This window comes from Ramlibacter sp., assembly GCA_019635435.1.
In the GTDB taxonomy this organism is placed as follows: Bacteria; Pseudomonadota; Gammaproteobacteria; order Burkholderiales; family Burkholderiaceae_C; genus JAHBZM01.
Genome location: JAHBZM010000001.1, coordinates 4264414 through 4285173 on the forward strand (window position 1 = coordinate 4264414; position 20760 = coordinate 4285173).

Annotated in this window: 17 protein-coding genes; 3 read left to right on the forward strand and 14 right to left on the reverse strand. The window is 66.1% G+C overall.

Annotated features, from left to right (window positions below):
• Nucleotides 1-22 precede the first annotated feature (22 nt).
• The 3 genes from KF796_20950 to KF796_20960 form a co-directional block, all read right to left on the reverse strand.
• On the reverse strand, nt 23-727 hold the full coding sequence (locus tag KF796_20950) for a hypothetical protein (GenBank protein ID MBX3589107.1): 705 nt from the start codon (nt 725-727) through the stop codon (nt 23-25).
• A 290-nt stretch (nt 728-1017) separates the two neighbouring features.
• Nucleotides 1018-3369 (reverse strand): DUF4347 domain-containing protein, encoded by a 2352-nt coding sequence (locus KF796_20955; protein ID MBX3589108.1) that lies wholly within the window; start codon nt 3367-3369, stop codon nt 1018-1020.
• Nucleotides 3366-4229, reverse strand: coding sequence for a sulfotransferase (locus KF796_20960; protein MBX3589109.1), 864 nt, complete (start codon nt 4227-4229; stop codon nt 3366-3368). Before KF796_20960 ends, KF796_20955 begins: the two co-directional genes overlap by 4 nt.
• A 279-nt stretch (nt 4230-4508) precedes the next feature.
• Between KF796_20960 and KF796_20965 the strand changes: the two genes are divergently transcribed.
• A complete protein-coding gene (locus KF796_20965; protein MBX3589110.1) occupies nt 4509-5168 on the forward strand; it encodes a tail fiber protein in 660 nt (219 codons plus the stop codon).
• 138 nt (nt 5169-5306) lie between these two features.
• The gene (locus tag KF796_20970; GenBank protein MBX3589111.1) at nt 5307-5615 is read left to right on the forward strand and encodes a hypothetical protein; all 309 of its coding nucleotides are present in this window, start codon (nt 5307-5309) and stop codon (nt 5613-5615) included.
• 16 nt (nt 5616-5631) lie between these two features.
• On the opposite strand, the gene KF796_20975 is transcribed toward KF796_20970, so the two are convergent.
• The 10 genes from KF796_20975 to KF796_21020 all read right to left on the reverse strand — a co-directional run bounded on the left by KF796_20975 (nt 5632) and on the right by KF796_21020 (nt 13026).
• On the reverse strand, nt 5632-6630 hold the full coding sequence (locus KF796_20975; protein MBX3589112.1) for a hypothetical protein: 999 nt from the start codon (nt 6628-6630) through the stop codon (nt 5632-5634).
• Complete coding sequence (locus KF796_20980) at nt 6596-7333, reverse strand: aspartyl/asparaginyl beta-hydroxylase domain-containing protein (GenBank protein MBX3589113.1); 738 nt, start codon at nt 7331-7333, stop codon at nt 6596-6598. The genes KF796_20975 and KF796_20980 overlap by 35 nt, the downstream gene beginning before the upstream one ends.
• Nucleotides 7317-7829 (reverse strand): GNAT family N-acetyltransferase, encoded by a 513-nt coding sequence (locus tag KF796_20985; GenBank protein MBX3589114.1) that lies wholly within the window; start codon nt 7827-7829, stop codon nt 7317-7319. Before KF796_20985 ends, KF796_20980 begins: the two co-directional genes overlap by 17 nt.
• On the reverse strand, nt 7822-8349 hold the full coding sequence (gene cysC / locus KF796_20990; GenBank protein MBX3589115.1) for an adenylyl-sulfate kinase: 528 nt from the start codon (nt 8347-8349) through the stop codon (nt 7822-7824). The genes KF796_20985 and cysC overlap by 8 nt, the downstream gene beginning before the upstream one ends.
• A gap of 98 nt (nt 8350-8447) precedes the next feature.
• Complete coding sequence (locus KF796_20995) at nt 8448-9182, reverse strand: 1-acyl-sn-glycerol-3-phosphate acyltransferase (GenBank protein MBX3589116.1); 735 nt, start codon at nt 9180-9182, stop codon at nt 8448-8450.
• Nucleotides 9183-10487, reverse strand: coding sequence for a dihydroorotase (locus KF796_21000; GenBank protein MBX3589117.1), 1305 nt, complete (start codon nt 10485-10487; stop codon nt 9183-9185).
• Nucleotides 10484-11446: an aspartate carbamoyltransferase catalytic subunit gene (locus KF796_21005; protein MBX3589118.1), complete on the reverse strand. Its 963-nt coding sequence runs from the start codon at nt 11444-11446 to the stop codon at nt 10484-10486. Before KF796_21005 ends, KF796_21000 begins: the two co-directional genes overlap by 4 nt.
• Nucleotides 11447-11448: 2 nt before the next feature.
• Entirely contained in the window at nt 11449-11952 is a 504-nt protein-coding gene (gene pyrR, locus KF796_21010; protein ID MBX3589119.1) for a bifunctional pyr operon transcriptional regulator/uracil phosphoribosyltransferase PyrR, read from the reverse strand.
• Nucleotides 11953-12010: 58 nt separating this feature from the next.
• Nucleotides 12011-12427, reverse strand: a complete 417-nt coding sequence (gene ruvX / locus KF796_21015; protein ID MBX3589120.1) for a Holliday junction resolvase RuvX — start codon at nt 12425-12427, stop codon at nt 12011-12013.
• On the reverse strand, nt 12427-13026 hold the full coding sequence (locus tag KF796_21020) for a YqgE/AlgH family protein (protein ID MBX3589121.1): 600 nt from the start codon (nt 13024-13026) through the stop codon (nt 12427-12429). Before KF796_21020 ends, ruvX begins: the two co-directional genes overlap by 1 nt.
• Nucleotides 13027-13077: 51 nt before the next feature.
• Here KF796_21020 and KF796_21025 point away from each other — a divergent pair, with 51 nt between their 5' ends.
• Entirely contained in the window at nt 13078-14574 is a 1497-nt protein-coding gene (locus tag KF796_21025; protein MBX3589122.1) for a deoxyribodipyrimidine photo-lyase, read from the forward strand.
• 43 nt (nt 14575-14617) lie between these two features.
• On the opposite strand, the gene KF796_21030 is transcribed toward KF796_21025, so the two are convergent.
• Nucleotides 14618-20737, reverse strand: coding sequence for an Hpt domain-containing protein (locus tag KF796_21030; GenBank protein MBX3589123.1), 6120 nt, complete (start codon nt 20735-20737; stop codon nt 14618-14620).
• Nucleotides 20738-20760: the final 23 nt, after the last annotated feature.

The window sequence follows — 20760 nt, forward strand, 5'->3', positions numbered from 1 at the left end:
GCATCCTTGATGGTGCCACCGTTCAGCGCCAGCGCCGTGGTGCTCTGGTAGTCCAGGTCAGCGCTGACGTATCCCCCGCCTGCACCGTGTAGGTGAAGGTCAGGGTGCTGGTGCCCGATCCGCTGGCGTAGTTGACCACCTGGTCGGTGGTGCCGGTCTCCAGCGTCAGCTGCGGCGTGCCGGTCACCGTCACGGCTTCGCTGAAGTTGACCTGCACGCTGACCACGTCACCCGCCTTGTACGTGCCGTTGGCCGTGCTGGCGTTGACGCTGGTGACGGTGGGGGCCACGCCATCGATGACGATGGCCTTGTTGGCGCCCAGCGAGTTGGCAGCGCCCGGGGTTGCCAGGGTCAAGGTGCCAGCGTTGCCGGCCGCATCCTTGATGGTGCCGCCGTTCAGCGCCAGCGCCGTGGTGCTCTGGTAGTCCAGGTCAGCACTCGTGTCCCCCGCCTGCACCGTGTAGGTGAAGGTCAGGGTGCTGGTGCCCGATCCGCTGGCGTAGTTGACCACCTGATCGGTGGTGCCGGTCTCCAGCGTCAGCTGCGGCGTGCCGGTCACCGTCACGGCTTCACTGAAGTTGACCTGCACGCTGACCACGTCACCCGCCTTGTACGTGCCGTTGGCCGTGCTGGCGTTGACGCTGGTGACGGTGGGGGCCACGCCATCGATGACGATGGCCTTGTTGGCGCCCAGCGAGTTGGCAGCGCCCGGGGTTGCCAGGGTCAAGGTGCCAGCGTTGCCGGCCGCATCCTTGATGGTGCCGTTCAGCGCCAGCGCCGTGGTGCTCTGTGGTGATCGAGGTCAGCATGGTGTACACCTGCACCATGGTGAAGGTCAGGTGCTGGTGCCCGATCCGCTGGCGTAGTTGACCACTGGTCGGTGGTGCCGGTCTCCAGCGTCAGCTGCGGCGTGCCAGTCGCGTCACGGCTTCGCTGGTGACCTGCACGCTGACCGTCACCCATGTACGTGCCGTTGGCCGTGCTGGACGTGACCGAGGTCGCAAATCGGCGACGGTGTCATCGATGACCTTGTTGGCTAGTGAGTTGGCAGCGCCGGGCGCGGCCAGCGTGAGCACGCCAGCGTTGCCGGCCGCATCCTTGATGGGTGCCGTTCAGCGCCAGCGCCGTGGTGCTCTGGTAGTCCAGGTCAGCACTGGTGTCCCCCGCCTGCACCGTGTAGGTGAAGGTCAGGGTGCTGGTGCCCGATCCGCTGGCGTAGTTGACCACCTGGTCGGTGGTGCCGGTCTCCAGCGTCAGCTGCGGCGTGCCGGTCACCGTCACGGCTTCGCTGAAGTTGACCTGCACGCTGACCACGTCACCCGCCTTGTACGTGCCGTTGGCCGTGCTGGCGTTGACGCTGGTGACGGTGGGGGCCACGCCATCGATGACGATGGCCTTGTTGGCGCCCAGCGAGTTGGCCGCGCCCGGGGTTGCCAGGGTCAATATGGCATCCACCCCCCCATTCTTGATGGTGCCACCGTTCAGCGCCAGCGCCGTGGTGCTCTGGTAGTCCAGGTCAGCACTCGTGTCCCCCGCCTGCACCGTGTAGGTGAAGGTCAGGGTGCTGGTGCCACTGCCGCTGGCGTAGTTGACCACCCTGTCCACCGCGCCGGTCTCCAGCGTCAGCTGCGGCGTACCGGTAACGGTGACCGCCGAACTGAAGGTCACCTGCACGCTGACCACGTCACCCACCTTGTACGTGCCGTTGGCCGTGCTGGACGTGACCGAGGTCACCGAGGGCGCCACCGTGGTCGTCCCGCCGCCGGTGGTTGCAATGGTCGAGGTGGCGGTGCCTGGGCTTCCGTTTGAACTGCCTCCTTTGGTGGCAGTGCCCCCAGAACCGGCGCTACCCACGTTGCCTGTTGACAGCGTGGTGTTGGTGCTTGCATCGAGCAAGGCCGTACCGCCCACGTTCCAGATGCCTCCCGACCCGGAACCACCATCCCCGCCATTGCCGGACTTTGAGCTGCCCGGGGCGGCGCCGCCGCCACCCCCACCCCCGGCACCAATGTTGTTGGTGATGGAGCTGCCGGTGATGGTGAGCGTGCCGGTGTTGTAAATGCCGCCCACGGCGTTACCGCCGCGCCCGCCGCCGTAGGTGTAGCCAGCCCCACCGCCGCCGCCGCCAATCGAAATGGTCCCGTTATTGGCCGTCGCGCCACTGCCACCCGACATGTAGGAAGAGTACGAACCACCCGCTCCGCCAGTCGTCGAGCCTCCTTTGCCGCCCATGGACCCGCCGCCGCCCGAAAACCCGGCGCCATCGCCGCCTGAGCCGGTGACAACCGACGTCGAACCCGGAGACGCAGGAGGATTGGTGCCACCCAACCCGCCGGCAGAAGAACCGGCCACACCGCCGCCGCCGCCGCCGGCTCCACCGCCACCCCCAGCGCCGCCGCCACCACCACCACCACCGGCCGCTCTGTTGGCGGTGATGGTGCTGTTCGATATGGTCAGCGTCCCCGCATTGGAAATGCCGCCGCCCAACGCGTCCCCGCCGGCGGCCCCGGCAGTATTGCCGGGAGATGCGCCTCCAGCCCCCGTGACAAAACCTTTGGTGATGGTGAGGTTGTCAATGGCGACACTGCCTCCGGTGACATTCAACACCCGGGCCAGGTTGTTGCCGCTCAAGGTAAATCCGCCGCCCACGATGGTCATGGTCTGACCATCCAGAACGCCGATGGTGATGGCGTCGGCGGCGGAAGCAAACGTGATGTTGCCCGTCAGCGTGATGGTGTCCGCCACGCCGTCGTTGATGCCCGCGGCAATGGCGGCCTTGAGCTGGGCCACCGTGCTGACACTGGCGGTATGCAGGACATAGCTGTAACCCGACAGGTCCTGCACATGCAGCAGAGGGGCCGATTCAATGGTGCCGGTCGAGATCTCGAGGTTCCAGTCGCCACCACGCGCGGCCGCCCCCGTGCTGTTGTCGGAGGCCGCCACGTCGGCGCCCGTCAGATCGGCCAGCGCCTGCACAAAGCTGGCGCCCTGCGCACCCGCGCCCACGTCGCAACCGTACAGCAGGATGTCACCATCAGGCCCCAGCGCCCGGCCAATCGCCTCAAGATCAGCCTGATGCTGCGCAAGATTGCCGGAAAACAAGGGCCCATTGCCCAACAGCAGCACGCCTTGATCACCGTGCGACACGACGCCAATGGACTCCAGCCCCTGCATGCCATCGAGTGCCCGGGCCATTTGCTGAACGCCATCCTGGCCGGCGTCGAGCACCACCACCTTCACGCCAGGCTCTGCGGCGTTGATGATGGCCTGAACATCAGGCACACGGCTGTCAACAAACAATACCTTGCTCACAGCAACCTCACCCGGCATGGGTCCGTTCAAGAGGCTGAAATCATTGCTGGTGGTCATGTTGCTTCCTTCAAAACAGCGCTATCGGGCGTGGGCGCGGCCGGCAGCGCGGCGATCACATTGCTGCGGCTGGCCCGGTTGTCTTTCCAGAAAGACAACTCTGCGTATTGCTTGAACAGGTCGGGAGGGAGGATGGTGGCACGTTCTTCCAGCCCAACCCTGGGCCGGACCTTGTGCAGGCCATGGACGCCCAACGGCACATCAAACTCGGGGGCGTCGTACTGTACGTTGCTGTAGTTGTGAGCGTACGGCTCTTCACCCAGAAACTGGTAGATCAGTGGCAGCACACGATGCGGCGCCTGGGCGAGCAGGTCGTAGTCCACAATCAGCAACGCCTGCGCATGCTCGCCATAGAAAGCCTCTTTCAGCGCCGCCCACGGGTAGCCCACCAGCCGGTTACGCTGGGCCAGCGTATCCACCCGGCTGTAAACGGTGTTGCGCTCCACGTCATCGTTGAACAGGCGCGTCAGCTCATAGGGGTTGGCGCGGTACCGCCGCTCCAGGCTGTCCATGATCCAGGCCACATTGCGCACGCAAGCCACCACTTTGGCGCCCGGAAACTGGTCCATCAGGGCCGGCATCTTGGCCGACCACATGCGGTTGGTATCGAAGATGACGGACTTGTCCGCCTGGTCGGCATAGTAAGAATCAAACAGGCCACGCACCAATCGGCGCCGCTGGTCATGGGTGATGGTGGAGCCGAATTCCGTGCCCGCCGCAAATTGCTTGAGCATGCCCGCAAAGAGGGTGCCCACAGGACTTGTCATGCCCGCGTGGAAGCTCGGGTTTTGCCGCAAGATGGCGGCAAGCAAGGTCGAACCAGACCGTGGAAGCCCCGAGATGAAGTGGTACTTCGGCATGAAGCGTGGCCGGGAAACGGCACGACGGCAATGAACAAGGTGTTGAGTCTACCGCCAAGGATGTGCGAACACCTAAGTGAAACCGCTAGGCGACCGCCATAGAGTTGGCGGCGCAACGCAATGTGAATATGTCACAAGAAAATGGCCGCGCAAATCAACTCCCTCCGACGCCATTGCATTTCCATCAATGCAGGCTCCAGAAGTCGTCACATTTTGTTTGACTTGCCCGTTCTTGCCACCTAGCATGCCGGTTCCACAACTTTTCTAGGGGAGTCAGCAATGGAAGCTTTCATGGGCACGATCATGCCGGTCGGGTTTAACTTCGCGCCGCGCGGCTGGGCGTTCTGTAACGGGCAAGTGATTCCAATTGCGCAAAATTCGGCCCTGTTCGCCCTGCTGGGCACGATGTACGGTGGTGACGGCCAGAACACCTTCGCGCTCCCGGATTTGCGCGGTCGGGTAGCGGTGGGTTCCCAAGGCAATGGGCCTGGCCTCGCACCGATATCGCAAGGAGAAAAAGCCGGCACCAACAACGTGACCATTATTGGCAACGGCGCCGTGTCCATCTCGCTGACCAGCGCCAACCTGCCGGCGCATACCCATCCTGCATCACTGGATTTGGCCGGCGTCACCCCCAACATCGAAGTGAGCGTGCCAGCGGGCGGCGGCGTTCAAGCCATGGCCGCAGGCAGCAGCCTGGCACAGTCTGGCGGCGGCCCTGGCCAAGCCAACATCTTCACGCCCACGTCCGTCAACCCCCTGGCGCTCGGCGGCACCAGCCTCAGCGGAACAGGCACAGTCGCCGTGGGTGCCAACACCGGTGGCGGGCAGCCCCTGGCCGCGCCGGTGCAGACCCAGGCCCTGACCTCGATCATGCAGCCCTACCTCGGCCTGAACTACATCATTGCCATGGAAGGCATCTTCCCTTCACGCAACTGATGCAAACGCCAGGCCTTGCCTGGCAAGGGGCCGCCATTTTGGCGGCCTTTTTTTGTCCGCAACGGCCATAATTCGCCGCTGAATGGCCTGGCGATCCGCGTCGCCACCCAACGGATGTTCAACCCGCGGAGATCTTCAATGACTTTTACTCTGGCCCAACTGGCTCCTCATCTGGGAAGCATCTTTGTCGTCCATACCCACGCGGGCATGATCAAGCTGCAGATGGTGGACGTGCGCGAACTGCCCCGCCGCTCGCTGCCCGAAGGATTCCGGACCCCGCTGTCCCTGCTGTTTTCCGGCCCCGAAACGCCCCAGCTGGTGCAGGACAACTACACCTTCGATCACCCCGCGCTCGGGCGCCAGGTGTGGACCACGACGCCCGTTCACATTGCGGCCACAGCGCCCGCGACGGGAATGCTGTTGCGCTACGAAGTGCTGTTTTCCTGAACAGTGACGGGATTCGTCATGTGACTCGTGCTGCAGTGCTTGTACGCAAGGCTTCAACTTTTTCATAGCCACGGACTGCCAGCGCAACGTCGGGCGCACCCGCGCGCCCGGCGCTGGTCGGCGCACCATCCCCCGTGAAAACTGCCGTCGAATGCTTGGCGTGAAACGCTGAGCGGGCCTTCAGCGCGCCCAGTTCTTCGGGCGCGAGGTGCACCGACAAACCGGGCAGCAGTTCTGACCAGACGACTTGAGGCAACTGGCGGTAGTTCAGCAGAATCGGGCGAGCCACGGGCACCGCCTCAAGAGCGGCCGCGAAAATGGCCGACAGCACCCGGGCGCTGTAGGCGTCCAGATCCCCCGGCGCCAAGCCACCGGCGTCCACCTTCAGACGGGACATGTCCACGAACCCCGGGACCATTTGCGGCCCCCTGCTGCGCCCATGCGAGGCCAGCACTTCATCGGGCTCGCGGTACAGGAAGACAAATGGTGTTTCGGGGTAGGCTTCGCGCAGCAGGGGCATCCAGGGCGCATGCCAGCTGTCCAGCTTCACGAACAAATGCCGCTCCCGCCCGGTGCGGCGCTGCCCCAGGGCCGCGACCAGCCTGCGCAAGGTGACGAGCCCACCGCTTTGCTCCGGCTGGTGGTGATGCAAGCGGAAAAAGGCGTCGAGCACGGGAGGCTCGGACATCACGATGGCGTCGGTCCGGGCGGCCAGCATCTGCATCAGCAGGGTCGAGCCGCAGCGGGAGACATGGAAGACGAAGGCCGTGGGTGCCACGCAGTCGAATCCGTCGCCAAGTTCAGCCAGGGGGGTCTGGCAGATGCGGCGGTCCGCCGACGGCTGCGAGGTCAGGGTGTCGTGAAAAAAAGGCTCGGTGAACGGGCGCACCCCGACGTGGCGCCACCAGACAGACAGGGTCTGCGCGTCGATCGTCACCGGGAACCACTGCTCTAGCGAGGGCAGGTCCTCGCGGCGGACCTCAGTGCCGCGGACCAGCAGCTTGTCGGCGTGCATGAATGTCCCTGAGTTGCCCGGCCAGCCGCATCCCCGCGTGATGGCCCGACGAGAGCAAGGAGGCGATGACCTCCTGCACATTGCCGTCGTGAATCGCGTCGTCGCCATATGGCGATGCCTCGCGCAGCACGCCGCCCGCAGCCTGGAAGACCCGCTCCAGCCAGGGATTGGTGACGCAGTCGATCATGAGGTGCACGCGGGCCTGGGGGCTGCGGTTTTCAACGCCATGCAGGCAACTGGCGTTGAGATACCAGGCGTGTCCAGCGGAAAAATGGACCGTCTCCCCTTCAATGCGGAACAGCACCTCTGGCGCGGTCTGCACGGGAATGTGCAGGCGGGTCACGCCATCTTCCAGCGACGCCTTGCTGTCGCGATGCTCCAGGATGACGCCACCGGCCTGGAGCGCCATCAGGCGGATCGAGGTCTTTTCGCACTCCAAGCCATTGATGACCTCCTGAAAATACGGGCATTGGGCCAGGAGGGGCGTGTCGGCGAAGCGGGCATCTTCCAGCGGCATGATGTGGTCCAGGCTGCCATTGACCGAGCGCAGCGCGAGGCAGGACCAGCCTTTCTCATAGGCCCCGGTGTTGAAATGGCCGAGCCAGTCAGCACCGGCCACGACCGCCAGATCGGCCTTCAGCCGCGAGACATCGAAGCTGAAAGGAAGCCGTAGATAAGGCGTGACCTTATTCACCGGCAGCACTCCTCCACACCCTCTGCTCCATCACGCCGTCGTCCGAGCGCACCGTGAACCCCAGCCCCTGATACAGGGCCCGTGCGGCCTCGTTGGTCCTGGCCACGGCCAGGCTCACCGTGAGGCCGCCGGCTTGCGCCCGGGCCTGCAGTGCCCGAAGCACCGCCCGGGCCACGCCGCCGCGCCGCGCTGCGGGCGCAATGGCAATATCCACCACGCGCAGGTCTGAGCCCGACGCATCCACCACCAGCCGGCCCGCCCGCTCGCCACGCGAGAGCAAGACCCATTGCGTGGCCTGCGGATAGTGTTCGCGGAAACCCGCTTCCTGGATGCGCTGCTGCATCACGATGAACTGGCGCAATGTGGCGGGATCGGAAACCGCCTGGTGCAGGTCTTGCCGGCTGTGGAAGTACAGCTCGTCCAGAAAGTCCTGATCAGCGGCTTCGACGGCGCGCAGGGCCAACGGTTCCGGCAGACCCGGCAAAGGAACGTCAGGCTCACGCATGGGCGCGCGGCTCCAGGGCACGCAGCAACCGCAGGGATTGCGCGATGTCGATCTGGCTGGTGTCCAGCACCAGCTGCGGGCTGGCGGGCGCCTCGTAGCTGGACTGAACCCCGGTCAAGCCAAAGGCCTGACCGCCCTTTGCCCGGGCATACAGGCCCTTGGGGTCCCGCGCCTGGCACACACTCAAAGGCGTGGCCACGTGGACCTCCAGAAAGCGGTCGGCCCCGACAATGGCCCGGGCCGCGGCACGCCCTGCCAGTGTCGGTGACACCATGGCCACGATGGCATGAATGCCGTTGCGGTTGAGGATGCAGGCCATTTCAGCCACGCGGCGCATGTTTTCATGGCGCGCCGCGGGGCTGAAGTCCAGGTCCTTGCACAGGCCCTGGCGCACCTCGTCACCATCCAGCACGCATGCGGGCAGCCCCTCCATCCGCAAGGCCTGCGCCAGCGCCTGCGCCAGCGTGGTCTTGCCGGCACCGGGCAAGCCCGTCAACCACCAGCAGAAAGTGGTGCTCATGAGGTCAGTTTGCGTCAATTGAGCCTGCATTTTCAATCAAACAGGGCTGGAGTCCATGCTCCACGGCCACTTTCAGCTATTAAAACCATAGCAGTGCCTCATGCCCGCAGTTGCAGGACTTCGTCACGCAGCGCCGCGGCCCAGGTCCGGCGGTCGCGCCCTTGGGCACGCTGCGGCTCGCCGTAGCGCACAACGGCGACGATACCCGGTGTGGCAAGCGTGCGCCAGATCGAACCCAGCAAGGTGTCATCGTCGATGTAGCAGGGCGCCCGGCTGGGCAGGCGGCTGCGCGCGTCCAGGAAACTCAGCGCCACCGGCTGCACGGGCGCGTCAGCCGAGATCGCCGCCTGGAGAAGGTTGGCATGGAACGGCAGCAGGCTGACACCGTCGCTGGTGGTGCCTTCGGGGAAGACGGCCAGGATGTCGCCGGCACTCAGGCTCCCGGCCATGTGGTGCACGACGCGCATGGCGTCGCGCCGTGACTCGCGCTCGATGTACAGCGTGCCCGCACCGGTCGCCAGCGTGCCAATGAGCGGCCAGTGCCTGACGTCGGATTTGGAGACAAACCGGCAGTGACGCCCGGCGTGCATGAGGACGATGTCCAGCCACGAAATATGGTTGGCCACCAGCAGCAAGGGGCCGGCCACGGGCGCGGCGCCCGTCACCTCGATGTCCAGCCCCAGCAGATGCAGCATCCGCTGCGCCCAGGCCTGCACGCGCAGGTCGCGTTCGGCCTGGCCAAGCCTTGGGAAGACCAGCCGGATCGTGATCCAGCCCGCCAGCATGTGAACCAGCGCGCGCAACAGCTTCCAGCTCGCGGCGACGGCCTTCATTCAGGCGGGGTCCCAGCCCTCGAAGGCGACCTGCCCGCCCACCAGCGTGCAGCGCACGCGGCAGGGCAGCTCGTAACCGGAGAAGGGGGTGTGCTTGCCCTGGCTGCGCAAGGCATCGGACGTCACGGTCCATTCGGCCTGCGGATCAAAAATGCAGACATCGGCCACGCCGCCCTCCACCAGTTGGCCGACACTGGCCTGCAGCGTTCCCAGCGCAGCGCCGAGCACGCGCGCCGGTTCGCTGGTTACCACGGCCAGGGCGCGGGTCAGGCCGACACCACTTTCCTGACCCCATTTGAGCGCCAGGCCCAGCAGCAATTCCAGGCCGGTGGCGCCCGCTTCGGCTTCCGCGAAAGGCAGGGTCTTGGCGTCTTCGTCCACCGGCGTGTGGTCGGAGACCAGCGCATCCACCGTTCCATCGGCCAGGGCCTCGCGCAGGGCATCGCGGTCGCGTTGCTGGCGCAGGGGCGGGTTGAGCCGCATGCGGCTGTCGAAGTAGCCGATGTCGGTGTCCGTGAGGTGCAGTGAGTTGATGCTTGCATCGCAGGTCACGGGCAGCCCATCCTCCTTGGCACGGCGAACCAGTTCCACCCCCGCGGCGCTGCTGATGCGGCACAGGTGCACCCGCGCGCCGGTGATGCGCATCAGCTCAAAGATGGTGTGCAGCGCGATGGTCTCGGCCGCCACGGGGACGCCGCTCAGGCCCAGCCGGGTGGCCAGGGGGCCGCTGGCCGCCACGCCCTTGCCCAGGTAAAGCTCCTGGGGCCTCAGCCAGACGGTGTAGCCGTAGGTGCTGGCGTATTGCAGGGCACGCTGCATGACCTGGGTGTTGGCCAGCGGCACTTCGGCCTGGCTGAAACCCACGCACCCGGCTTCGGTCAGTTCGGCCATCTCGGTGAGCACCTCGCCCCCCAGCCCCCGCGTCAGCGCCCCCAGCGGGAAAACGCGCGACTGGTGCAGCTTCTCGGCCCGCATCTTGAGCATTTCAACCAGCCCCGGCTCGTCCAGCACCGGATCCGTGTCAGGGGGGCACACCAGGCTGCTGATGCCACCGGCGACCGCGGCCGCCATTTCACTCTCCAGCATGCCTTCGTGTTCATGGCCGGGCTCGCGCAGGCGGGCCGCCAGATCGACCAGGCCCGGGGCCACGATGCAGCCGGTCGCGTCAATGGTCTTGTTGGGCTGGAAGTCGGGGTTGACCTTGCCTATCGCGATGATGCGGCCTGCGGCCAGCGCCAGATCGGCGATCTCGTCGAAGTTGGCGGCGGGGTCGATCACCCGGCCGTTCCTGATGAGTATCTTCATGCTTCATTCCCCGCAACGATCCCCATCACCGCCATGCGCACGGCGATGCCAAACGTCACCTGGGGCAGGATCACGCTCTGCTTGCCGTCCACCACGGCGGAGTCAATCTCCACGCCGCGGTTGATGGGCCCCGGATGCATCACGATGGCGTCGGGCCTGGCCAGCTGCAGCTTCTCGGGCGTGAGGCCGAAACTCTTGAAAAACTCCTGGCTGCTGGGCAGCAGGGCGCCGCTCATGCGCTCGTTCTGCAGGCGCAGCATGATGATCACGTCGCAGCCCCGGATGCCCTCTTCCAGGGTATGGCAGACACGCACGCCCATCTGGGCCATGTCACCTGGCACCAGGGTCTTGGGGCCGACCACGCGGACTTCGGCGCACCCCAGGGTGGTGAGCCCGTGGATGTCGGAGCGCGCGACCCGCGAATGGAGCACGTCGCCCACGATGGCCACCGTGAGATTGCTGAAGTCCTTCTTGTAGTGCCGGATGGTGTACATGTCCAGCAGGCCCTGGGTCGGGTGGGCATGGCGGCCATCGCCCGCGTTGATCACGTGCACATGGGGCGCCACGTGTTGCGCAATCAGGTAGGGCGCGCCGCTTTCGCTGTGGCGCACCACGAACAGGTCGGCCGCCATGGCGCTGAGGTTGGCAATGGTGTCCAGCAGCGACTCCCCCTTGCTGGCCGAGGAGCGCGCGATGTCCAGGTTGATCACATCGGCGCTCAGCCTCGTGGCGGCGATCTCGAAGGTGGTGCGGGTCCGGGTGGAGTTCTCAAAGAACAGGTTGAACACGCTCTTGCCGCGCAGCAAGGGCACCTTCTTGACTTCGCGGTCGCTGACGCTGACGAAATTGGCCGCCGTGTCAAGGATGTGGGTGACGATGTCTTTCGGCAGCCCTTCAATGGACAGCAGATGGATCAGCTCGCCGTTCTTGTTCAGCTGGGGATTGCGTTTGTAGAGCATCTTTACGGGCCTTCCTCGACGCGGAAGCTGAACTGCCCGTCGTCATTGCGGGCCAGTTCGAGCGATTGGGTGTCGGGCAGCGCCACCCGCGCCGCGGCAAAGTCAGCCTGCACCGGCAACTCACGGCCGCCCCGGTCCACCAGCACGGCCAGCACAACGCTGGCGGGCCGGCCGTAGTCAAACAGTTCGTTGAGGGCGGCGCGGATGGTCCGCCCCGTGTAGAGCACATCGTCCATCAGGATGATGTGGGCGCCATTGACGTCGAACCCCAGCTGCGTCTGCTGCGCCGCCGCGGTCAGGCCGCGCTGGGCAAAGTCGTCGCGGTGCATGGCGGAGGAGATCACGCCAGCCTCGCCGGGCAGCCCCAGATCACGCTGCAGGCGCTCGGCCAGCCAGGCGCCGCCCGAGGCGATGCCGACCAGCTGCGCCTCGCCGGTCTTCAGGCGCCGCACGCCGCGCAACAACTCGCCGTACAAGGCCTCCGCATTCAGGACCAGCGTACTCATGGGTGACACTCCTTGCGGCCATCGCGGACATGCCGCACGGCCGTGCAGACGCGGTGGTTCACGGCAAACTCCTCAAAAACTGTTCCAGGATGATGCAGGCCGCCGCGGCGTCAGCGTCCTTGGCGCCGGCCTCCAGGGCCTCGGTGGTGCTGTAGCGCTCGTCCACTTCGTAGACCGGCAAATGGAAACGCCCCTGCAGCTGGCGCGCGAATTTGCGCGCGCGCAGCGTATTGTCGTGGCTTGCGCCATCGGGGTGGAAGGGGACCCCCACCACCAGCGCGTCGGGCTGCCACTCCCGGATCTGCTGCTCGACCAGGGGCCAGCGGGCATCGCCTTCGGCGCGCAGCGTGCCACGGGGCTGCGCGGTCTTCAGCAGCCGCGTGCCCGTGGCAACGCCGGTGCGTTTGAGGCCGAAGTCAAAAGCGAGAAAAGTCTGGTGTTGAAGGGAAACGTCGGCCACGGCGCACGCGCCCATCACGCATGCCCCGCGTCAGGCGACAGCATCCAGGCCTCCAGGCCCAGGAGCTTGAGCGCCCGCGCATAGCGCTGGTCAACGGGCGTGTCGAAAATGACCGCCAGGTCCGCGCCCACGGTCAGCCAGCTGTTCTCGGCAAGCTCCGATTCGAGCTGGCCCTCGCCCCAGGCCGAATAGCCCAGTGACACCAGCACCTTGCGGGGACCGGCGCCGGTGGACAGCGCTTCCAGAACGTCCTTGGAGGTGGTCATCTCCAGCCCGCCCGGGATCGTCATGGTGGAGGCATAGACCGATTCGTCGGAGGGCGCGCCATCGGAAAAAATCGGTTCGTGCAGCACGAAGCCACGTTCGGTCTGCACCGGCCCACCCTGGAACACGGGCGTGTCGGACAGGTCGTCGCGGCGCAGCGGAAGCTCCACCTTGTCGAACAGGCCCTTGAGATTGATGTCGCTGGGCTTGTTGATGACCAAGCCGAGCGCGCCGCGTTCGCTGTGCTCGCACAGATACACCACGCTGCGCGCGAAAGCCTCATCCTCCAGCCCGGGCATCGCGATCAGGAAGTGATGCGTCAGGTTGATGGGGGCAGAATCCGCAGGCATGGCGCGAATTTTACCCCTGCCCGCCGGGCAGCCGCGCGCCGGGGTGAGCCCATGAACAAAGCCTATGGCGTCGGATTGATGTGGTTTCGCCGCGATTTGCGCGCGGCGGACAATGCCGCGCTGTATCACGCCCTCAAGGCTTGCCGGCAGGTTCACTGCGTCTTCATTTTTGACCGGGCGATCCTGGATCCGCTGCCGCGCGAAGACCGGCGGGTGGACTTCATCCGCGAATCGCTGGTGGAACTGGACCAGGATCTGCGCGCGCGGTCGGGCCATGAAACGGGAGGCCTGATCGTCCGGCACGCCGCCGCAGCCCAGGAGGTCGTGCGCCTGGCCCGTCAGCTGGGCGTTCAGGCCGTTTTCGCCAACCACGACTACGAACCCCAGACCATCACGCGCGATGCCCAGGTCCGCGGCGCACTGGCCGATGCCGGCATCGGGCTGCACACCGCCAAGGACCAGGTGGTGTTCGAACGCGAGGAACTGCTCACTCAAGGCGGCAAGCCCTATGTGGTGTTCACGCCTTACAAGAATGCCTGGCTGCGCAAGCTCACCGCCTTTTATCTCAAGCCCTACCCGGTGGATGACTACCAGTCGGCGCTGGCACCCCGCCCGGTGGGGCTGGACGCGCCGGTTCCTTCGTTGCAGGCCATCGGCTTCACACAAACCAATCTTGCGCAACTCAAGATCCCCACGGGTGCCACGGGCGGCCGCCAGTTGCTGACGGACTTTGTCCAGCGCATGGACCGCTATGGCGACACCCGGGACTTCCCCGCGCTCAAGGGCCCCAGTTACCTCAGCGTGCACCTGCGCTTTGGCACCCTGTCCATCCGCGAGCTCGCTGGCCTGGCCCACGCCCGGGCACAGCAGGGCAGCGCGGGCGCCGCCACCTGGCTGGGTGAGTTGATCTGGCGCGACTTCTACTTCCAGATCCTGGTCAACTTCCCGCATGTGGCCAACGCCAGCGATGGCTTGAGCCGGTCCTTCAAGCCCGAATTCGACGCCATCAAGTGGGAGCACGGGCGCAATGCCGACACGTTGTACCAGGCCTGGTGCGAAGGCCGCACCGGGTATCCGCTGGTCGATGCGGCCATGACGCAACTCAACCAGACCGGCTACATGCACAACCGGCTGCGCATGGTGGTGGCCAGCTTCCTGTGCAAGGACCTCGGTCTGGACTGGCGCCGTGGCGAGCAGTACTTCGCCATGAAACTGAACGACTTCGACCTCGCGGCCAACAACGGGGGCTGGCAATGGGCCAGTTCCAGCGGGTGCGACGCCCAGCCCTGGTTCCGCATCTTCAACCCGGTCACGCAAAGCCAGCGCTTTGACGCCGACGGAAAATTCATCCGCCGGTACCTGCCGCAACTCGCGGGCCTGCCCGACGCAGCCCTGCACCAGCCCTGGAAAGCCTCGCCGATGGAACTGCTGGCAGCCGGTGTTGAGCTTGGAAAAACCTACCCGCACCCCGTGGTCATGCACGAGGAAGCCCGGGAGCGGACCTTGAAGCGGTACGCCGTGGTGCGCGAGCCGCTACCAAAAAAATAGCACCTCATGCCCGCCAGTCAAGGACCAGCGGGCCATAAGGCCATCAGGCCATGACTTCCAGGCCGCAGTAATGGCGCACCAGGCTCAGCAGCTCCTCTTCGGAGTAGGGCTTGCCCAGGTAGTTGTTCACCCCCAGCTCCATCGCATGCTCGCGGTGCTTCTCGGCAATGCGTGAGGTGATCATGATGATGGGCAGGTGCTTGAGGCGGTCGTCACCCCGGATGTTGCGGGCCAGATCGAAGCCGTCCATGCGCGGCATCTCGATGTCGGACAGCACCACGGTGGGCAGTTCCTCGGCCAGCCGCTCCAAGGCCTGCAAGCCGTCCGCGGCCAGCGACACCCGGTAGCCTTCGCGTTGCAGCAGGCGCTGGGTCACGCGGCGCACGGTGATGGAATCGTCCACCACCATGACCAGCGGAATCTGGGGCGGGGCCTGCATGACGGCGGCAGAGGGCGAACTGGCGGCGGGCTTGACGCCGGCATCTTCCGCCTTGGCCTCAGGCTGGTTCTGGCTCGCACTGATCAGGCGGGCCTGCTCACCGTAAACGGAACTCAACGCCACGGGGTTGTAGATCAGGACCACCGCGCCGGACGCCAGCACCGTCATGCCGGCCAGGCCCGGCAGACGCGCGAGCTGCGGCCCCAGGTTCTTCACCACCACTTCCTGGTTGCCCAGCACTTCATCCACGTGCACGGCGACACGCTGGGCGGCGCTTCGGAACACCATCACGGGCAGCGTCCGGGCCTGGGCCTCCACGCTTCGCGATGAGGACTGCAGCAGCGCCCCCGACCAGAAGAAAGGCAGCGCCTCGCCGCCGAATTCGAAGGTCCCGGTCTTGTAGGCCTGTTCAAGTTCCGCGGCCGTTGCGCGGCGCACCAGTTCCACAATGTTGGCGGGCACGCCGATCGACAGGTTGCCCGAGCGCAGCATCACCACCTGCGTCACCGCCGTGGTCAGTGGCAGCACCAGCTTGAAATTGGTCCCCTTGCCGGTCTCGGTCGAGGTTTCGATGCGTCCGCCCAGGGCGTTGACCTCCGACCGCACCACGTCCATGCCAATGCCGCGCCCGGCGAGCTCGGTCACCTGGGCCGCCGTGGAGAAGCCTGGCATGAAGATCAGGTTGGCCGCATCGGCGTCGCTGATCTGCTGGTCGGCGGTGATCAGCCCCTGTTGCAGCGCTTTTTCGCGAATGCGCGGCAAGTTGAGCCCGGCACCATCATCGCGGAACTCCACCGAAACGTCATTGCCTTCCTGATGAAGGTTGATCAGGATGGTGCCGTTGGCGTCTTTGCCCGCCTGCACGCGCTCGGCGGCAGCCTCGATGCCATGGGCCACGCAATTGCGAAGCAGGTGCTCGAAGGCGGGCGTCATGCGGTCCAGCACGCCGCGGTCCATTTCGATCGAGCCCCCGGTCAAGTCCAGCTTGACCTGCTTGCCGGTGTCCTTGCCCGCCTGCCGCACCACACGGTAGAGGCGGTCCGAGATGCTTTCGAACTCGACCATGCGCGTGCGCAACAGGTCGCGTTGCAGTTCGCGGGTCTGGCGGGCCTGGGCAATCAGGTCGTCTTCCGTCGCCTCGACGGTGCGCTGCAGATTGCGCTGCACCGTGGCCACGTCGTTGACGGATTCCGCCATCATGCGGGTCAACTCCTGGACCCGGGTGAACCGGTCAAATTCCAGGGGGTCGAAGCCGGCCGCCGAATCCTTGGCCTGCGCCAGCCGCGACTGCATTTGCGACTCTGCCTGCAGCTCGATGTCGCGAAGTTGCGCGCGCAAGCGGTCCAGGTTGCCGCTCAGGTCGCCCAGCGACCCGCGCAGCTGGCTGAGCTCGGCCTCCAGGCGAGAACGGGTGATCATGACTTCGCCGGCCTGATTCACCAGACGATCCAGCAGCTGTGAACGAACGCGCACGGCCTGATTCGAGGCCGCCCGCAGCGGCGCCAGCACCGACGTGGCGGGCAGGGCCACGGCAGGGCGCGTCTGGATGACGGGCGCGGCCTCCAGCGGCGGCAAATCAGCAGCCTTCCTGACCGGAGCCTGCTCGGCGGCGACCGCGGCCACAGGGGCCGGCGCTTCTTCCACCACGGGCGCCGGAGGCAACCCGCCGGTGGCGCACAGCGCGTCGAAGTTCGCCTGGACCCCGTCGAAGCGGTGCAGCAGGGGTTCCAGCTGGGACGGCAGCAACGCGGCATCCGAGCCCAACTCCTCGATTTCGGACTCCATGCGGTGGGCCAGTTCACCCAGCCGCAGGGCGCCCGCCAGACGGGCGCTGCCCTTGAGCGTATGCAGGGCCCGCAGAACTTCATCGCGAGCGGAACGATTGCCCGGGGCGGCAGCCCATTGCCGCAAGGCGCCACCCAGCTGTGGCATCAGCTCATTGGCCTCTTCCTCGAAGATCGGGAAAAGGTCGGGATCGACCGCGTCAACGGCATCGATGTCATCTTCCTGCTCCCGGCCACCGCCCAGCGTCACGCGGGTCGGTGCCGGCTCTGGCCGACGATCCACTACCGGCGGCGTGGACAGCGGCATCATGGCGGGAGCGGGCACCGCAGGCGTCGCGAGCACCGGCGCGACCGGCATGGCCACAGGCGCGGCTTCGGGCTCAGGCTGCGGCACGGGAATCCCGGCCGGCGCGGGCTTGTCGGTGACGGCGGCGCCTGCAAGCGCTGCCGTCATCGAAAAATCGGGGACATCAAAGGCGTCATCGTCCTGCGCTGGCAAGACCGACTCGGGCTCGGGGGTTTCGAGCAATGCCGCGGGAATTTCAAGGTCCTTCAGGGCCTGCAATGAGGCCAGCACCTGGGCGTCGGGTTCCTTGAGGAAACCGGCCGCGAACTGGTGCAACAGGCGCCGGATGTCTTCGGCCGCGGCCACAAATGCGCTCGCCTGTTCCGGCAGCCCCCTGGATTGCGGCTGGGCATGCATCAAGGCGTATTCAAGCGCGCGCGCCATCTCGGACAGCGCATGGAAGCCCACGGTTGCCGAACTCCCCGCCAGTGCATGGGCCAGGCCCACGGCCGCATCCGACACCGGTTGATTGAGTTCAAGTGACCACTCGGTCAACTCGGTTCCCAGGCGCCTGGACCACTCATCGGCCTCATTCAGGTACACGTTGTACAACGGGATGCCAATGCGCAACGAGCCAATGACCTTGACCTGCTCCTCCACCGGCGTTGCCTGTGATTCAGGCTCAGGCTCCGTCAACTCGGCGGCATGAGGCCCGTCTGTTGCGGCAAGGTCACCAAGTGCCTCCGGCAACACAAGCTCGTCGGGCGCGGCGTCCGGAGCCTGCGAAGCCACGGGTTCGACCGGGACCTCGGGCACCGCGACGGGCTCAGGGGCCTCCACCACGGGCGCGGGAGCTTGCGCCGACAGCGCGGACAGGCTCTCGAAATCAATGCCGTCGATGTCGCCGGGCACGGCCAGCTCGCCCGCCGGGCCTTGCGCGGCGTCAGACGCCGTGACGCCCAGATCAAAATCGAAGGCGGCCTCCAGATCATCGGTGGGAACCGGCGCTGCCTCGGCCACCTCCAGCTCGACCGGGCCCAGGTCAAATCCGAAAGGATCTTCGGGCGAGGCCTCGGGCTGGGTTGGCGGCACCTCCACTGGCAGATCCTCGGCGGGCCCGGCCGGCAACTCGACCTCTGCGGTCACATCAGCGCTGGGCGTGACCAGCGGCGCCGCCGCGGCAGCGACCGCTGCGGGCAACGCCAGGGGTTGCAGACGATGCTCGGTTCGCAGCGCATCGGCCGACGTGCGGAACATCCCTGATTTCCAGGCTGCATCGGTCCCTGCGGCAATGTCTTCGACCCAGCGGCCGAAGCCGTGCATGGCATCACTCGCGAGGGTCCGCAACTCGTCGTTCGACGGCTTCTGGTCCGCGAGCCAGGCATTGAGCAGTTGCTCCATGGACCAGGCGGCTTCGCCAAACTCGGTCAAGCCCACCATGCGCGAACTGCCCTTGAGCGTGTGGAACGCCCGGCGCAGTGTCGTCATGTCAGCCATGTTGCCCGGATCGGACTCCAGTGCACCCAGCGCCTGAAGTCCGTTTTGCACCACTTCGCGCGCCTCCTCGAGGAAGATGTCGCGCAGATCGTCTTCTTCGATGTCCGATTCGCTGGATTCCTGTGCCACCGGAGCCGGCGTGACGGCGGCGGCCAGCTGGTCCAGCGCGACCAGCGCGGCACCGGCGCCATGCGCGGTCACGGCCGCGGCGGCCTCCCTGGCCGAGTGGGCCAGTCCCGGCCGCTCATTGAGCACCGCCTGGGTCGCGATGGTGTCGAGCTTGATCGACAGCGTGTTTTCAGTGTCCCCGGCGCCCGCCTGCTGGACCACGGAACGCACTTCCTGGGACAGGATGTCCGCGCCCACGCTGACCGTGGCGGCCGCATCGGCCGCCGTGTGGGAGGCGCGGCCCATGAGGGGCTTGAGCTCCCCCAGCGCGTCGTCATACACGAACAGTTTCTTGGCCAGCGCCGGCTGGTAGTTGAGCATGTCGATCAGGAAGCCGAGCGCGCCCAGGTTGTTGCCCAGCTTGTCGAAGGTGCCCGCGGCCCGTGCCTTTTCCTCGTCGACCTCGGTGACCAGAATCTCCTCGACGCTCTCGCGCATGCGCAGCACGGCCTGAGCGGCCTGGTCCAGCCCCAGAACGGACAAAACGCCACGCATCTGCGACAGGTGCGAGGGCGCATCGCGCAACGGGCCTTTTTGACTGGGATCACGGAAAAACTGGTCAAGCAGTTTTTCAAGCTCCGACAGCGTGGAGCGAAGCTCGCCCACCACGCTGCCCATGGTCTGGCGGTCACTCACGCGGCGGTAGAGCTCCTCCATCCAGGACTCCAGCGGCTCGGGCTGCCCCCCGCTACGGACCCCCTCCAGCCTTTCGGCGAGCCGGGTGGTGCGCACGACCAGCTGGGAGTCGGAAGGGTCGAGATCCTCGAAGGCGGCCTCCAGGTAAAGGACGGCGGTGGCCACTTCCATGGCCAATTCGGTGGAAGGCGGCTTGCCGGATCGCACGGTGGCATCCATGGCGTTGGTCAGGGCCTGCGCCAGGCTGCTGCTGGCTGGATGCAGCTTGACCAGTGAGTCCGTCACCAGGTTGAACTGGTCGGCCACGGCCTTGAGCTTGTTGGCATCGCCCCCCGACAACGCCGACCAGGTTTCCTTGGCCGAGGTGATGCGCTTGCGTGCCTGCGCCAGCAGGACGGGGTCAAAGCGGCCAAACTGCGGCTTGAGGTAGTCCACCGGCTTGAAGCGGGCAAGGCCCCAGGCCAGGCGCACGGCCGACAGCGAAGGCGCGTCGGTCGTGCGCAGGGGAACGGCCTGGGCACAGAAGAACAGCAGGTCCTGCGCCAGCCGGTCGGACACGCCCTGCTCGCCCTTGGCCAGCGCCGCATACTGCTGGAGGATCCGGGAGGCAGCGCGCTTGACGTACAGCTCCGAGGGCAACAGCCCCAGCGAGACGGCCTCAAAATAGGCGGCTGAAATCTTCCAGAAAATCTTGGGCTGCTTGGCGGTCTGCGTCGCCGCAAGACCCAGGCAGATATTGGTCAGGCCATGCGCGGCCTGCGCATCCGCGCTCTTGACGATCTTGAGCACACCGTGATCCATCCGTGTGCGCACGGCAGCGTCGTAGGACAGCGGCTCCTGCGAAATATGCATTTCCGGATCGATCCAGCGCCAATCCAGGGTCCAGAGATCGGCCGGATGAATGCGGTCCGCGCCGGCCAGCTCCTGCACATCGCGGTATTGAGGAAACAACGCGACGGCAGCCACCGGCTTGCCATGCAGCACACCTTCGAGGTATTCGGTCAGCGCGAACCCGGCGCGTTCGATTTTGGCCGCGGACGCTTCGCTGCACAGCTCGGGACGCTCCACAAATTTCTGGGCGGCCGACTCCATGGCGCGCAGCATGTGGGCGGGCGCACCCAGGCCCACCATTTCCAGGGCGCCCACGGCCTGGTGCAGCTGCTGCCGCGCAATGCGCAGTTGCCCACCATCGACCGAGGCGAGGTCAGAGCCACGCGCCTGATCGGCATCGCGCACAAATCGGCGCAGCGCGCTGGCGGCGGTGTCGAGCGACTTGCGCAACTCATCAAGCACCCAGGCCAGTGGCCCAAGGTCATTCACCGCCAGGTCAATATCGGTTTCAGTGGATTGCATGGACACACTCTGACTGGAAGCGG